Raw genomic sequence first — 15,420 nt, 5'->3', positions numbered from 1 at the left:
CATGGCCTCTCGGCTCAGCGTCATCGTCCCGATCTACAACGTCGAACACTATCTGGCGGCATGTCTCGACTCCCTGGAGGCACAAACCTTCCAGGACCTCGAAGTCATCATGGTCGACGATGGTTCCCCCGACGACTCGGCCGCCATCGCAGCCTCGTACGCCGCTCGTGACCCGCGCTTCACCCTGGTACGCAAGGAGAACGCCGGTCTCGGCGCGGCCCGCAACACCGGCATAAAGAACATCTCACCGGATTCCGAGTACCTGACGTTCGTCGACAGCGACGACGTCATCCCGCCGGACGCCTATCGCCTGATGCTGAAGAGCCTCGACGAGACGGGTTCCGACTTCGCCACCGGCAACGTCTTCCACCTCAAGGGCGAGCGGTCCTGGCAGGTGCCGCTGCTGAGGATGCTCGCCGGTGAGGCGCGCAAGCGGACCCACATCTCCAAGGTCCCGAAGCTGGTGGCCGACCGTATCGCCTGCAACAAGGTGTTCCGGCGCACGTTCTGGGAGAAGCACGGCTTCACCTTCCCCGAGGGCATCCTCCACGAGGACATCCCGGTGGTGCTTCCCGCGCACTACCTCGCCGAGGCCATCGACATCATCGGGGAGCCCGTCTACTACTGGCGGCTCCGCGAGGGCGAGGCCGCTCCCTCGATCACCCAGCGCCGCAAGGAACCGCAGGCGATCCGGGACCGGGTCACCGCCGTCACCACGGTCAGCACGTTCCTCGCCGGCCGGCCGGGCCCCGAGTTCGCCCGGTACAAGCGCGAGTACGACTCCCGGGTGCTCCAGGACGACCTGCGGCTCTTCCTGAACGTCCTGCCGGACGCGGACGCCGAGTTCCACGCGGCGTTCCTGGAAGCCACCAACCGCTTCCTGTCGAGCATCGATCCCCAGATCGTGATGGGCCTGCCGACCCCGCTCCGGGTGCAGTGGCTGCTGGTGCGCAAGCACGCCATCCCGGAACTGATAGCCCTGCTCGCCGATCAGCGCCGCAAGGAGCCCATCGAGGTCTCCGGCGGTCTTCGCAAGTACGCCTCCTTCGGGTCCCTGGAGAAGAGCGGCATCAGCCTGCCGAAGACGGCCCTGCGCATCGACCGGGATCTGGCCCTGCGGACATCGCTGCGCTCCGCGCAGTGGGAGGACGGCAAGCTCCTGCTCTCCGGTGACGCCTGGATAGACAGGATCGACCTGCCGGGCCGCCGCAGCTCCATGAAGGTGCTTCAGCTGCGCAAGGGCGGTTCGCGCCGCCGTCTGATCATGTCCGCCAAGAACGTCTACCGTCCGGAGCGCACCACCGACTCCGGGCAGAAGCGCTACAACTACGACTGGTCCGGCTGGGAGTTCGCGCTCGACCCCACGAAGCTCCGCAAGAACAACCAGTGGGAAGAGGGCACCTGGCACGTCGGGGTGGGCATGTTCACCTCCGGCCTCGTCCGCAAGGCGGGTATCGCGACCACCAGCGGTTCGGCCGCCAACTACCCGCCGTACCAGTGGCTCGACGACGAATACCGGATGGTCCCGACCATCGAGCGCAGCGCCTTCAAACTGCGTATCGAGAAGGTACGGGCGCTGATCACCGGCCGCCGCATGGACGGCGATCACCTGGAGATCACCGGTGTGATCCGGGTGCCGCTGGCCGCCGACGAGACGGTCCAGCTGCGGATCAGCACCGACGGCGGCGGGGAGATCATCGAGTACCCCGTCCTCCTCGAGCCCCGCTCCGCCGGCCTGACTCCCTTCACGGCCCGGGTTCCGGTCGCCGACGTGGCCCTGGTCACCAGTGAGACGGTCGAGAAGCAGGCCCAGCCCCGCAAGCGCAGCTGGAGCACCGTTCTCGTCGCCACCGGTGCCGACGAGAAGGAGCGCCGCTTCAGCACGGTCCTGAAGGAGGGCCTGCCGGACGTCGAGTTCGCGCTGCCCGAGTCCTTCGGCGCCCAGGCGGAGCGCAATGAGATCGCGGTGGTCGGCGGGAACAACGGCTACCTCAAGATCTCCGGGCGCACCCGCCGCGCGGTGATCGAGAAGATCGCCCTCCGGGACGGCCGGATCGTCGTCTCCGGACGCAGCCATGCGACGCTGACCGGCTCCGACTTCCTGGTGAAGTCGGCCAACCGGTTCGACGAACGCATCGTCCCGGCCACGTGGCTGTCCGAGGGCTCCTTCGAGGCCGAGTTCGACCCCTCGGTCATGGGTGGCGCGGGCAATGTCCCGCTGAAGGCGGGGCGTTGGAACCTCTTCCTGCGCCGCCCCGGCCAGGAGGACTCCGACGTCCCGTTCGCCATCGACCGGCTCGCCGCCTCCGACTTCCCGCTGCACGCCGTGCTGAACGGGCGGCGTTACTGGTTCGAGGCACGCTGGATCGACAACCCCCAGCTCAACTGCCGCAGCGAGCTGAGCGACCTGGAGCGGGGCCCGTACCGCATGCTCCAGCAGCGTCGCGAGGTCTACGAGCCCCTGCGCAACGAGCCGCTGCGCGACCAGGTCTTCTACCTGAGCTACAACGGCAAGCAGTACTCCGACAGTCCCCGCGCCATGCACGAGGAACTGGTCCGCCGGGGCAGCGACCTCAAGCATCTGTGGGCCGTCCGGGACGGCCAGGTTGTCGTGCCGGAGACGGCGGACGTCGTACGGATGTGGGGCCGCGAGTGGTTCGAGGCGCTGGCCACGTCCCGTTACATCGTGACCAACGGACACCTCCCGGAGTGGGTCGAGCGGCGCCCCGGGCAGGTGATCGTGCAGACCTGGCACGGCACCATGCTCAAGAAGATCGGGCATGACATCGACACCCTGCACTTCGACAAGGAGTACCAGAACCGGCTGGCCCTGGAGGCGAAGAACTGGAGCATGATCGTCTCCTCGAACCGCTTCAGCACTCCGATCCTCAAGCGCGCGTTCTCGTACGACGGGGAGATCCTGGAGGCGGGCTACCCGCGCAACGACTACCTCTACTCCCCCGACCGGGAGCAGAGGGCCGCGGAGGTCAAGGAGCGGATCGGGCTGCCGGCCGGGAAGAAGGTCGTGCTGTACGCGCCGACCTGGCGCGACGACCAGTCGCACAGCGCGGGGCAGTACAAATTCGACCTGCAGATCGATCTCGAGGACGCCCGTCGCCGCCTCGGCGACGACCACGTGCTGCTGATCCGCCGTCATTCCAACGTGGTGGACGCGGTGCCCGGAGCGGGCAACGGATTCGTCTTCGACGTCTCCGAGTACCCGGACATCGCGGACCTGTACCTGGCCTCGGACATCATGATCACCGACTACTCGTCCGTGATGTTCGACTACGCGCACCTCAAGCGGCCGATGCTCTTCTTCACGTACGACCTGGAGCACTACCGCGACACCCTGCGCGGGTTCTACTTCGACTTCGAGAAGGACTCCCCCGGGCCGCTGGTCCGTACGTCCGAGGAGCTGGTCGGCTCCATCCGTGACATCGACGTGCTGTCGACGCAGTACAAGGACCGGTTCGACCGCTTCCACGAGCTGTTCTGCGATCTGGACGACGGTCACGCCTCGCAGCGCGTGATCGACCGGATGCTGGAGCAGGCGGCCGAAGGGCACTGACGCCCGGAGCGCCGACACGACGAAAGGGGGCTGCCCCGGCCTTGTGGCCGGGGCAGCCCCCTTTCGTCCGTTGTCCGCGCCGGGAATCCGGCGGCGCCGTCCTACACGTCGACCGTCTTGAAGGCGAACTGCGAGAGGGCCGTGAAGTAGGGGCGGATCTCCACCCTCACAGGACGCGCCGGCGCGGCGGCCTCGGCGGAGCCTGCGAATTTCAGCTTTCTCGCTACGCGACGGTTGACCCTGGTCAGCAGGGTCGGCGCGGGCGGCGTCGAGACGGTGATCACCGGGCGGGGGAAGGTGAACACGCCGATCGGCTCCAGCACATCGGTGGCCAGCTTGCCCACGGCGATGCGCTCTGCGCCCTCTTCGGGCCGCAGCCACACGTCCCAGATCCTTTCGGGCCCCTCATGCTCCCCCACCAGCAGGCCGAAGTCGACGCGGGCGACGAACCGGCCGCCCTCCCCCGCGGTCACGGGGACGGTCAGCACCTGGTCCTTCTGGCTGCGGTTCACGGCCTCCAGGGCCGCACCCGGGCCGAGGCCCACGCCCCAGCAGACCGCGCGCAGCTCGAAGTCATCGCTGCCGACGGCCAGTTCGTCCACCTCGACATGCGTGTCGCGCACCACGCTACGGATCCGCAGGCGGTCGCCCTCGCCCCGGTGCGGCAGCAGGAGCTCCATGGCCGGCCCCCTGTCGTCGCGGGGCAGCGGCACATTGAGCACTTCGCGTACGTCGCAGCCGTAGCCGTCCGCGGTCAGCGGCACCTCGTGGCCCGCGGCCGTGCGGACGGAGAGCTCCCACGTCCCCCCGGGCAGCCCGCCGCGCCAGGGCACCAGCGCGCTGCCGTCGGGCTCGATCGCGAACCGCTCCTCCACCGGGTTCCGTCCGACCCGGCGGCAGAGGATCTCGGCGCCGTGCGCCTGTGCGGGCAGGGCGCCGACGTCGATACGGACCGAGCCCTGGGCGTCGACCTGTGCGGTGGCGGTCGTGGGCAGGGCCCGGCGGGCGGCCGCGTCGTGCAGGATCGCCTCGAAGCGCTCGCAGCTGGCCGGCTCGTGGAAGCGCACCGCGTTGCGCACGGCCGCCTCGCCCATGCGCATGCGGCGCTCGTCGTCCTCGACCAGTTCGAGGATGGCCTCGGCCATGGCGGCGGTGTCACCGCGCGGGACGATGAGCCCGTCCTCGCCGTGGGTGATGATGTTGCGCGGGCCGTGGTCGGCGTCGGTGCTGACGACGGGCAGACCGGCCGCCATCGCCTCGACGATCACATTGCCGAACGCCTCCCGCTTGGAGGGCAGCACGAAGATCGCGCCCTTGCTGAACTCCGGTGAGACGGGGGCGGCCGGACCCATCAGCGTCACGGTGTTGTGCAGGCCGAGGGTCTCGATCTGCTTGCGCAGATTGGCCTTCTCGGTGCCGCCGCCGTAGATCCGCAGCCGCCAGTCGGGGCGCTTGGCGACGACGGTGGCGAAGGCGTCGACGACCGCCGCGAAGTTCTTGTTCTCCTTGAGGAGCCCGGCCGCGATGATGACCTTGCTGGTGCCCGTGGACTGCACCGGGGCGGCGGGCACGCAGTTCGGCATGACGGCCAGCCGGTTGCGTACGCCCGGCACCAGCTTGCCGATGCTCACGACCTCTTCGGGCGTCAGCGCCGTCAGCGCGTCCAGCGAGTGGTACGCCTTGAACAGCCGGCCCTGGTAGTACTTCGCGTAGATCGAGGGCATCGAGTGCTCCTGCGTGACCCGCAGGTAGTCGCCCTTGGCGTACGAGAGCATGATCGTGTTGCGCGGGCTGGAGCTCACCACGACGTCGGCGTCCGTGGTCGCGAGGAATTCCAGCAGCCGCAGCTCGGCCAGCCGGCTCACCACCGGCTTCTTCTCCGCCGGATCGACGGGGTAGACCTTGGGGAAGACCTCGATCAGCGGGTCGTCCAGGTCCGAGGTCGGCGAGTGCTTGCGCAGGTCGGTCAGGGCACGCACGCTGACGCGCGGGTCGAGCGGGAAGTAGGACTCGTCCCGCACCTTGCGGAGAGCGATGATCTCCACCTCGTGCCGGGCCGCGAGCGCACCTGCCAGGTTCTGCGTGGCACTGACCACTCCGCCCATGTGACAGAGATCGCGCACCAGAAAAGAAATCTTCACTTGCGTCTTTCGGCTGGGCCGCGGCATGCGGCAATCCCAGGGCAGCCTCGCGTGATGATCACACCACGCTCCCCCTACCCCCCGGCTGTGCGAGGGCAGGCCCTGTCCTCGCACAAGGGAGACGGACAGGAGGGTCACAGGGTTGTGCGCGAGGTGAAACTTTATCGAATCTTTTACCATAGCGTACCGGGTGGGGTGAGGGCATACGGAATCCATACACTTACCCGCACATCTGTCCGCCATGACAGTCAGGGGGAACACTTTCTCCCCCGGCGGCGGGAAGGGGCGTGTCCCCGCACCGGACACTCCGGTGCGGGGACACGCCCCTCACGCATCCGTCCTACGCGAACGGATCGAACTCCTGGTACTCCTTGCTGATGTCGTCGCGCTCTTCCTCGCGGTCGCGGCGACGCTGCGCGGCCGGACGCGGCTCCTCGAGCCGGTGATCCTCACCGCGGCGGCCGAGCATCTCCGCACCGGCCGTCACCGTCGGCTCCCAGTCGAAGACCACGGCGTTGTCCTCGGCGCCGATCGCCACGCCGTCGCCGGCCTTGGCACCGGCCTTGCGGAGCGCGTCCTCGACACCGAGCCGGTTCAGCCGGTCCGCCAGGTAGCCGACGGCCTCGTCGTTGTTGAAGTCGGTCTGGCGCACCCAGCGCTCCGGCTTCTCGCCACGCACCCGGTAGATGCCGTCGTCCTCCAGCTTCACGGTGAACCCGGCGTCGTCCACGGCCTTGGGCCGGATGACGATACGGGTCGCCTCCTCCACGGGCTTGGCGGCACGCGCCTCGGCGATGACCCCGGCCAGCGCGAAGGAGAGCTCCTTGAGGCCGGTACGGGCGACCGCCGACGCCTCGAAGACGCGGTAGCCGCGGGCCTCGAGCTCCGGGCGGATCATGTCCGCGAGGTCCTGGCCGTCCGGGATGTCGATCTTGTTGAGGACGACGATACGGGGCCGGTCGTCCAGGCCCCCGTACAGCTTCAGCTCCTCCTCGATCATGTCGAGGTCGGAGACCGGGTCGCGGTCGGACTCCAGCGTCGCCGTGTCCAGCACGTGTACGAGCACCGAGCAGCGCTCCACGTGCCGCAGGAACTCCAGGCCGAGGCCCTTGCCCTGGCTGGCGCCCGGGATCAGACCCGGGACGTCGGCGATGGTGTAGACGGTGGAGCCCGCGGTGACCACGCCCAGGTTCGGGACGAGGGTCGTGAAGGGGTAGTCGGCGATCTTCGGCTTGGCGGCCGACAGGACCGAGATCAGCGAGGACTTGCCCGCACTCGGGTAGCCGACGAGCGCGACGTCGGCGACGGTCTTCAGCTCCAGGACGATGTCCCGGGCCTCACCGGGCTCGCCGAGCAGCGCGAAGCCGGGGGCCTTGCGCCGGGCGGAGGCCAGCGCGCCGTTGCCGAGACCGCCGCGGCCGCCCTGACCGGCGACGAACATCGTGCCCTGACCGACCAGGTCGGCCAGCACATTGCCCTCGCCGTCGAGGACGACGGTGCCGTCCGGCACGGGCAGGACCAGGTCCTGGCCCTCCTTGCCGGTGCGGTTGTCGCCCGCGCCGGGCTGGCCGTTGGTGGCCTTGCGGTGGGGGTGGTGGTGGTAGTCGAGGAGCGTGGTGACCGCCTGATCGACGATCAGGGTCACGTCGCCGCCACGGCCGCCGTTGCCGCCGTCCGGGCCGCCGAGCGGCTTGAACTTCTCACGGTGAACGGAGGCACAGCCGTGGCCTCCGTTACCCGCGGCGACATGCAGTTCGACGCGGTCCACGAAGGTGGTCATGGATGGAACCTCCAGTTACATACGTGCAGAAATGTCTCGCTCGTGCGCCCCTCTAGGAGCAACACGCGAAAGGCGGACCCACTTCCCGTAACAGGAAGTGAGGTCCGCCTCCACGTCATACCGCTCGACGAGCGCCGAAAATCAGCCGGCGATCGGAACGATGTTCACGACCTTGCGGCCACGGTGCGTGCCGAACTCGACCGCACCGGCGGCGAGGGCGAACAGCGTGTCGTCGCCGCCACGGCCGACGCCCGTGCCCGGGTGGAAGTGGGTGCCGCGCTGGCGGACCAGGATCTCACCGGCGTTGACGGCCTGACCGCCGAAGCGCTTCACGCCGAGCCGCTGAGCATTGGAATCGCGCCCGTTCCGGGTGGACGATGCGCCCTTCTTGTGTGCCATGTCTCCTCAGTCCCTTACTTCGCAGCCGCGGGGATACCGGTGACCTTGATCGCCGTGTACTGCTGGCGGTGACCCTGGCGACGGCGGTAGCCGGTCTTGTTCTTGTAGCGAAGGATGTCGATCTTCGCGCCCTTGTGGTGGTCCACAATCTCGGCCTGGACCTTGATGCCGTCCAGCACCCACGGGTCGCTGGTCACGGCGTCGCCGTCGACAACGAGCAGGGTAGAGAGCTCTACCGTGTCGCCAACCTTGGCGGTGGGAATCTTGTCAACCTCAACGATGTCGCCGACAGCAACCTTGTGCTGGCGACCACCGCTGCGCACGATGGCGTACACGCGGATCTCACTCTCACTCGAAGCGGAAACCTCTGAAGCCAGCCGCTCACACGGGTCCTAAGACCCATGACGATCCGGATTGGACGAGCGGCCTCTCCCGTACGAGCGGGAGGTGGGTGCTCAGAGGTGTGGCGGAACAAACGCCGACGGTCAAGATTACGGGGCCTTGTACAGCCCGGTCAAACCGGGCCGACTTTCAGGCCGCCGCCGCCCTGACGTAGTCGGCGTAGGCGTCCTTGATCCCGTCCGCGGACAGGTTCAGGTGTTCCAGGACCGTGTAGCGGCCGGGCCTGGTCCGGGGGGCGAACTCGACCACCTGGACGAACTCGTCCGCGCTGAAGCCGATCTCCTCCGCCGTGACCGGCAGCCCGTGGCGCCGCAGCGCCTCGGCCATCCGTACGGACTCCTGGTGCGCGCCGCGCAGGTGCATCGCGAACGCCGCACCCAGACCGCACTGCTCGCCGTGGCTCGCCGCCCGCTGTGGGAAGAGCAGGTCGAAGGCGTGGTTGATCTCGTGGCAGGCGCCGGAGGCGGGACGGCTGTCCCCCGCCACCGACATCGAGATACCGGTCAGCACCAGCCCCTCGGCCAGCACCTGGAGGAAGGCGTCGTCGCCCAGGTGCCCGGGGTGGCGCAGCACGGCCTCGCCGGCCTGCCTGGCCATCGCGGCGGCCAGTCCGTCGATGTCCTCGCCGTTGACCCGGTGGGCGAGCTCCCAGTCTGCGACGGCGGAGATGTTCGAGAGCGCGTCACCGATCCCGGACCGTACGAAGCGGACCGGCGCCTCACGGATGATGTCGAGGTCGATGACGACGGCGATCGGGTTCGGGACACCGTACGAGCCGCGGCCCGCGTCGTTGTCCAGCGTGGCCACCGGTGAGCACAGACCGTCGTGGGACAGGTTCGTCGCCACGGCGACCAGCGGCAGCCCGACGCGCGCCGCGGCGAACTTCGCACAGTCGATGATCTTGCCGCCGCCGAGACCGACGACGGCGTCGTACCGGCCGGACTTCATGGCCTCGGCGAGCTTGACGGCGTCGTCCAGCGTGCCGCCGCCCACCTCGAACCATGAAGCACCCGGCAGGCTGTCCGAGAGCCGCTCCCGCAGCGCCCGGCCGGAACCCCCGCTGATCGCGATCGCCAGCTTGCCCGAGCCGGAGATCCGCTGATCGGCGAGGACGCCCGCCAGATCCGCCAGAGCGCCGGCCCGGATGTCGACGACGACCGGCGCGGGTATCAGCCGGGTCAGTACTGGCACGCGATCTTCCTGCCCTTGGCCAGGTCCTCGTGGTTGTCGATCTCGACCCACTTGACGTCGCCGATCGGCTCCACGTCGACCTTGAAGCCGCGGTTGACGAGCTCCTGGTAGCCGTCCTCGTAGTAGAGGTCCGGGTCGCGCTCGAAGGTGGTCTTCAGGGCGTCGGCCAGCTCCGCGGCCGCGTCGCCCTCGATGAGGGTGACACCGATGTACTCGCCGGTGGCCTCGGCCGGGTCCATCAGCTTGGTGATCCGCTGAACGCCCTTGGCGGGGTCGACGACGACCTTCATCTCCTCGTCGGCGAGCTGCTTCACCGTGTCGAGGGCGAGGATGATCTTCTTGCCCTCGCCGCGGGCGGCGAGCAGCGTCTTCTCGACGGAGACGGGGTGCACGGTGTCGCCGTTGGCGAGGATCACGCCGTCCTTGAGGGCGTCACGGCCGCACCAGAGGGAGTAGGCGTTGTTCCACTCCTCGGCCTTGTCGTTGTCGATCAGCGTGAGCGTGACGCCGTACTTGGCCTCGAGGGCGGCCTTGCGCTCGTACAGGGCCTCCTTGCGGTAGCCCACGATGATCGCGACGTCGGTCAGGCCGACCTCGGCGAAGTTGCCGAGCGTCAGGTCGACGACGGTCAGGCTCTCCTCGTCCCCCTCGGGACCGACCGGCACCAGGGCCTTGGGAAGCGTGTCGGTGTAGGGGCGCAGACGTCGGCCTGCGCCGGCCGCCAGAATCATGCCGATCATGAGGGTTCTCCTTGGTCCTTGGTGCGGGGGTGTCGGTGGAGTGTGTGCGGGTGCGGTCGTTCAGAGCTCGTTGGTCACGAAGTCGCGCAGCCAGCTGCGGAAGTCGGGGCCCAGGTCCTCGCGCTCGGAGGCGAGCCGGACGATGGCCCGCAGGTAGTCGCCCCGGTCGCCGGTGTCGTAGCGGCGGCCGCGGAAGACGACGCCGTGCACCGGACCGCCGAGCTTCTCGTCCGCGGCCAGCTGCTGCAGCGCGTCGGTCAGCTGGATCTCGCCGCCCCGGCCGGGTTCCGTGTCGCGCAGCACCCCGAATACGGCCGGGTCCAGGACGTACCGTCCGATGACCGCGAGATTGCTGGGGGCGTCGCCCGGCTCGGGCTTCTCGACCAGACCGGTGACCCGGACGACGTCGCCATCAGCCGTGGACTCCACCGCGGCGCATCCGTACAGGTGGATCTGCTCCGGCGCGACCTCCATCAGCGCGACGACGCTGCCGCCCTCGCGCTCCTGGATCTCGGTCATGCGGGTCAGCAGCGGGTCGCGCGGGTCGATCAGGTCGTCGCCGAGCAGGACCGCGAAGGGCTCCGCGCCGACGTGCGGCTCCGCGCACAGGACGGCGTGGCCGAGGCCCTTCGGGTCGCCCTGCCGGACGTAGTGCATGGTCGCCAGGTCGCTGGACTCCTGGACCCGGACCAGCCGTTCGTCGTCGCCCTTGCGGGTGAGCGCCGACTCCAGCTCGTAGTTCCGGTCGAAGTGATCCTCGAGGGCACGCTTGTTGCGCCCGGTGATCATCAGCACGTCGCTCAGCCCCGCGGCGGCGGCCTCCTCCACGACGTACTGGATCGCCGGCTTGTCGACGACCGGCAGCATCTCCTTGGGAGTCGCCTTGGTCGCCGGCAGGAACCGGGTACCGAGCCCGGCGGCAGGTATGACGGCCTTCTGGATCTTGCGCATGTGCTGAGAAACTTCCGTATCAGATGGCAGGGGCGGCCGGACGCCGGAACGCAGCCGGCCGGCCCCGTGGAGGGACCGGCCCGACTGTGTCGCGCGCGGTGCGAGGCGGATCAGGCCTCGTCGGCCGAAGCCGTGACGGACGGCGAGGACTGCTCGGCCGCCACCGTCTTCTTCGCCGCCTTCTTCGCCGTCGTCTTCTTCGCGGCGGTCTTCTTGGCAGCCGTCGTCTTCTTGACGGCCGCCTTCTTCGCCGTGGCCTTCTTCGCCGTCTTGCGGACCGCCTTCTTCGCCGGTGCCGTTTCGGCCTCGGCCTCGGGGGCGGACTCCGGCTCGGCGCCCGTCACCACGACGACCGCGGCGTCCTCGGCGCCTGCGGGGGAACCCGCGGGCGCGGTGGCCTTACGGGTCGCCCGGCGCCGGGCACGCGGCGGTGCCGGCTCCTCGGCAGGGGCCTCGACGTGCGGCGCCTCGACGACCGGGTCCTCCGCGGCGACGGGATCGGCGTCGGACACCGGCTCCTCCGCGAGGGGGGTGGGCGTGGGCTCGACGACCGGGGCAGGCTCGGCGGCCGGTGCGGGCGAACCCGCCGGGGCGGTCGCCTTACGGGTCGCCCGACGGCGCGTACGACCCTGGGGCGCCTCGGCCGGGGCCTCGGCGACCGGCTCCGGTGCCACGACGGGCTCCGGCTCCACCACGGGCTCCGGCGTCACGGCCGGCTCGGCCACCGGGGCCGGAGCGGACGCGGCCCGCGGGGCGCCGGCCGGAGCCGTCGCCTTACGGGTCGCCCGGCGCCGGCCGCGGCCACGACCGGCAGCCGCCTCGGCCTCGGCCGGGCTGCTGTACAGCTCCTCGTCCGGGACGAACTCCGGCTCGGGAAGCGCCAGCGGGGCCGCGACCTCCGCCGCCACCTCCGCCTCGGTCTCGACGTCGGTGTCCGACTCGGAAAGGTGCTCGTGGTCGTGGTCGTGCTCCAGGCCCGCACCGCCGCGGCGCTTCTTGGCACGCTTGCCGTTGCCGCCGCCGACCGAGGTGGGCTGCTCCATGTGCACGATCACGCCGCGCCCGTTGCAGTGGACACAGGTCTCGGAGAACGACTCCAGCAGACCCTGGCCGACCCGCTTACGGGTCATCTGGACCAGGCCGAGCGAGGTGACCTCGGCGACCTGGTGCTTCGTACGGTCACGGCCCAGGCACTCCAGCAGACGCCGCAGCACCAGATCCCTGTTGGACTCCAGCACCATGTCGATGAAGTCGACGACGACGATGCCACCGAGGTCGCGCAGCCGCAGCTGACGCACGATCTCCTCGGCCGCCTCCAGGTTGTTCTTGGTGACGGTCTCCTCGAGGTTTCCGCCCTGACCGGTGAACTTGCCGGTGTTGACGTCGACGACGACCATCGCCTCGGTCTTGTCGATCACCAGCGAGCCGCCGCTCGGCAGGTAGACCTTGCGGTCCAGCGCCTTCATGAGCTGCTCGTCGATCCGGTACGTCGCGAAGATGTCGACCTCGGAGGTCCACCGCGACAGCCGGTCCGTCAGGTCGGGCGCCACGTGCGAGACATAGCCGTGGATGGTCTCCCACGCGTCGTCACCGCTGACGATGACCTTGGAGAAGTCCTCGTTGAAGATGTCGCGGACGACCCGGACGGTCATGTCCGGCTCGCCGTAGAGCAGCGTCGGCGCGTTGGAGCTGCCGCTGCTCTTCGACTTCTTCTGGATGTCCTCCCACTGCTGCTGCAGCCGCTCGACGTCGCGGCGCAGCTCGTCCTCGCTGGCGCCCTCCGCCGCGGTACGGACGATGACGCCCGCGTCCTCGGGGACGATCTTCTTGAGGATGGTCTTGAGCCGGGCGCGCTCGGTGTCGGGCAGCTTGCGGCTGATCCCGGTCATCGAGCCCTCGGGCACGTAGACGAGGTAGCGGCCGGGCAGCGAGACCTGACTGGTCAGGCGGGCGCCCTTGTGGCCGATCGGGTCCTTCGTCACCTGCACGAGGACGGACTGACCGGACTTGAGCGCGGTCTCGATACGGCGCGGCCCATGGGCCATGCCGAGCGCCTCGAAGTTGACCTCACCGGCGTACAGGACGGCGTTGCGGCCCTTGCCGATGTCGACGAAGGCGGCCTCCATGGACGGCAGGACGTTCTGGACCTTGCCCAGGTAGACGTTGCCGACGTAGCTGGTGGCCTGCTCCTTGTTGACGTAGTGCTCGACGAGCACATCGTCCTCGAGGACGCCGATCTGGGTGCGCTCGCCGCTCTGGCGGACGACCATGACGCGCTCGACGGCCTCGCGACGGGCGAGGAACTCCGCCTCGGTGATGATCGGCACCCGGCGACGGCCCTGCTCGCGGCCCTCACGGCGGCGCTGCTTCTTCGCCTCCATACGGGTCGAGCCCTTGATGGACTGGACCTCGTCGAAGCCGGTGCCGGGCTCGCGCTCGGCCGTCTCCTTCGCGCGGCGCTCCCGCGGCTCGCGGACCTTGACGACCGTGCGCTCCGGGTCGTCCGTGCCGTTCTCGGCGTCGGACGAGGCGTCACCGCTGCGGCGACGACGGCGACGGCGCCGACGGCTGCTGCTGGATCCGGAAGCCCCGTTGTCGTTGTCGTCCTGCTCGTCCTCGGACTCCTGAGCACCCTCGTGCTCGTCCTCGGAACGCTCGGCGACCGCGTCCTCCGCGTGCTGCTCGGCGGCGTCGTCCTCGGCGGACTCGCCCCGGCGGCGGCGACGGCCACCGCGACGGCGACGGCGCGACGGGCGGTCGCCGTACTCGTCGGTCTCCTCCCCGTCCTGCTCGGCGTCGCTCTCGTTCGAAGGCTCCTGCTCGTCCTCGGCCTGCTCCTGGACCGGCGCGGCGGCGGGAGCGGCGGCGACGGGCTCGGCCTCGGCGGCCTCACCGCGGCGGCGGCGACGGCGACGCGAACCGCCGCTCTCGGCGGGGGCGGCCTGCTCGGGAGCGGCCTGCTCCTCCACCGTCACGGTCTCGTCCTCGGGCTCCTCGTCGAGCGGGGCCGCGGGTGCGGCGGCCGCAGCGGCGGCCGCGGTCTCCGGGGTCTGGAACATCGGCTCGGCGAAGACCGGCGCCTGGAACACGGCGACTGCGGGGCGCGTCGCCCGGCGGCTGCCGCGCGCAGGCTCCTCGACCTTGCCGGTGAACTCGGGCCGGCCCGCCGCGGCGGTGGCCCGGCGGCGCTGACGGCCGCGCGGGGCGGCCTCCTCGACCTCGGCCGTCTCGGCGGCCAGCTCCTCCACGGCGGCCTCGGGCAGGCTCTCGCCCGCCGGGACCTCGGTGCGCTCCTCGGCGGCCTCGGTGACCTGCGGGGAACCCGCCGGAGAGCTCGCCTTGCGGGACGCGCGACGGCGGCCACGCGGGGCCTCGACGGGCTCCGCGGCCTCTTCCTCGACCGGCGCGGGCGCGGGCTCGGCGACCGGCGCGGCTGCGGCAGCCGGCTCGGCGGCTTCGGTCCGGGTGGCCTGCGGGGCGCCGGCGGGGGCGGATGCCCTGCGCCGGGTACGGCCACGCGGCGCCTCGGTGACGGGCTCGGCCACGGCGGGCTCGGCGGCCTCGGCCGCGACGGCCTCCTCGACGATCTCGGCCACCTCGGCGGCCTGCGGCGCACCGGCGGGGGCGGTCGCCTTGCGGACGGCCCGGCGGCGGGCACGCGGTGCCTGGACCGGCTCCGCGGCGTCCTCCTCGACCGGCTCCGCAGCCGGCTCCACGACCACGGCGGCCTCGGCGGTCTGCGGGGCACCCGCCGGGGCGGTCGCCTTGCGGGACGCACGGCGACGCGCACGCGGCGCCTCGACCGGCTCCACGGCCTGCTCCTCCGCGGGCGGCGCGGCCTGCTCCTCGGCCGGTGCGGGAGCCGCGAGTGCCGGCTCCACGATCTCCACGGTCTCCACGGCCTGCGGCGCACCGGCGGGGGCGGTCGCCTTGCGGACGGCCCGGCGGCGCGCACGGGCGGGCGGCGCGGCCTCGGGGGTGGTCTCGGTACTGCTCTGGGACTCTCCGGCGTCAACGGCCGGTATGGCCGGAGCCTCGGCGCCGGCCTGGACGCCCGCCGTGGGCGGGCCGGCCGGGCGGGACGCGGCGCGGCGCCTGCGGCGCGGCGGCAGCTTGTCCCCGGGGGCGTTGTTGTCTTCTGCGTTCCCGGTCGTGCCGGGTTCGATGGGCTGAGGCATGCGGGCGGTTCTCCCGTCGGGCTCCCGGGCGCCGCGTCTGATTCCGGTCCGGCACGGTCCGCGTGGT

Annotated in this window: 9 protein-coding genes; 1 reads left to right on the top strand and 8 read right to left on the bottom strand. The window is 70.5% G+C overall.

Features of this window, described 5'->3' with window-relative positions; all coding sequences use genetic code 11:
* Position 1: 1 nt before the first annotated feature.
* Positions 2-3,571, top strand: coding sequence for a bifunctional glycosyltransferase/CDP-glycerol:glycerophosphate glycerophosphotransferase (locus tag ABTX18_RS05495; protein WP_352121427.1), 3,570 nt, complete (start codon positions 2-4; stop codon positions 3,569-3,571).
* A 101-nt stretch (positions 3,572-3,672) separates the two neighbouring features.
* On the opposite strand, the gene ABTX18_RS05490 is transcribed toward ABTX18_RS05495, so the two are convergent.
* The 8 genes from ABTX18_RS05490 to ABTX18_RS05455 all read right to left on the bottom strand — a co-directional run bounded on the left by ABTX18_RS05490 (position 3,673) and on the right by ABTX18_RS05455 (position 15,353).
* Positions 3,673-5,712, bottom strand: coding sequence for a glycosyltransferase (locus ABTX18_RS05490; protein WP_352121426.1), 2,040 nt, complete (start codon positions 5,710-5,712; stop codon positions 3,673-3,675).
* A 340-nt stretch (positions 5,713-6,052) separates the two neighbouring features.
* Positions 6,053-7,492 carry a GTPase ObgE gene (gene obgE / locus ABTX18_RS05485; protein WP_352121425.1) on the bottom strand — a complete coding sequence of 480 codons (1,440 nt, stop codon included), beginning with the start codon at positions 7,490-7,492 and terminating at the stop codon, positions 6,053-6,055.
* 141 nt (positions 7,493-7,633) lie between these two features.
* The gene (gene rpmA / locus ABTX18_RS05480; RefSeq protein WP_018103204.1) at positions 7,634-7,891 is read right to left on the bottom strand and encodes a 50S ribosomal protein L27; all 258 of its coding nucleotides are present in this window, start codon (positions 7,889-7,891) and stop codon (positions 7,634-7,636) included.
* Between the two features lie 14 nt (positions 7,892-7,905).
* The gene (rplU, locus tag ABTX18_RS05475; RefSeq protein ID WP_018551604.1) at positions 7,906-8,226 is read right to left on the bottom strand and encodes a 50S ribosomal protein L21; all 321 of its coding nucleotides are present in this window, start codon (positions 8,224-8,226) and stop codon (positions 7,906-7,908) included.
* Positions 8,227-8,422: 196 nt separating this feature from the next.
* On the bottom strand, positions 8,423-9,484 hold the full coding sequence (locus ABTX18_RS05470; protein WP_352121424.1) for an iron-containing alcohol dehydrogenase family protein: 1,062 nt from the start codon (positions 9,482-9,484) through the stop codon (positions 8,423-8,425).
* Positions 9,472-10,224: a phosphocholine cytidylyltransferase family protein gene (locus ABTX18_RS05465; RefSeq protein ID WP_352121423.1), complete on the bottom strand. Its 753-nt coding sequence runs from the start codon at positions 10,222-10,224 to the stop codon at positions 9,472-9,474. Before ABTX18_RS05465 ends, ABTX18_RS05470 begins: the two co-directional genes overlap by 13 nt.
* Positions 10,225-10,284: 60 nt before the next feature.
* Positions 10,285-11,175 carry a UTP--glucose-1-phosphate uridylyltransferase GalU gene (gene galU, locus ABTX18_RS05460; protein WP_352121422.1) on the bottom strand — a complete coding sequence of 297 codons (891 nt, stop codon included), beginning with the start codon at positions 11,173-11,175 and terminating at the stop codon, positions 10,285-10,287.
* A gap of 110 nt (positions 11,176-11,285) precedes the next feature.
* Positions 11,286-15,353, bottom strand: coding sequence for an Rne/Rng family ribonuclease (locus ABTX18_RS05455; RefSeq protein ID WP_352121421.1), 4,068 nt, complete (start codon positions 15,351-15,353; stop codon positions 11,286-11,288).
* Positions 15,354-15,420 lie beyond the last annotated feature (67 nt).

The organism is Streptomyces sp. NPDC096323 (assembly GCF_040302845.1).
In the GTDB taxonomy this organism is placed as follows: Bacteria; Actinomycetota; Actinomycetes; order Streptomycetales; family Streptomycetaceae; genus Streptomyces.
The sequence above is the reverse complement of the archived record's forward strand: the minus strand, read 5'-3'. Positions and strand labels throughout refer to the sequence as shown.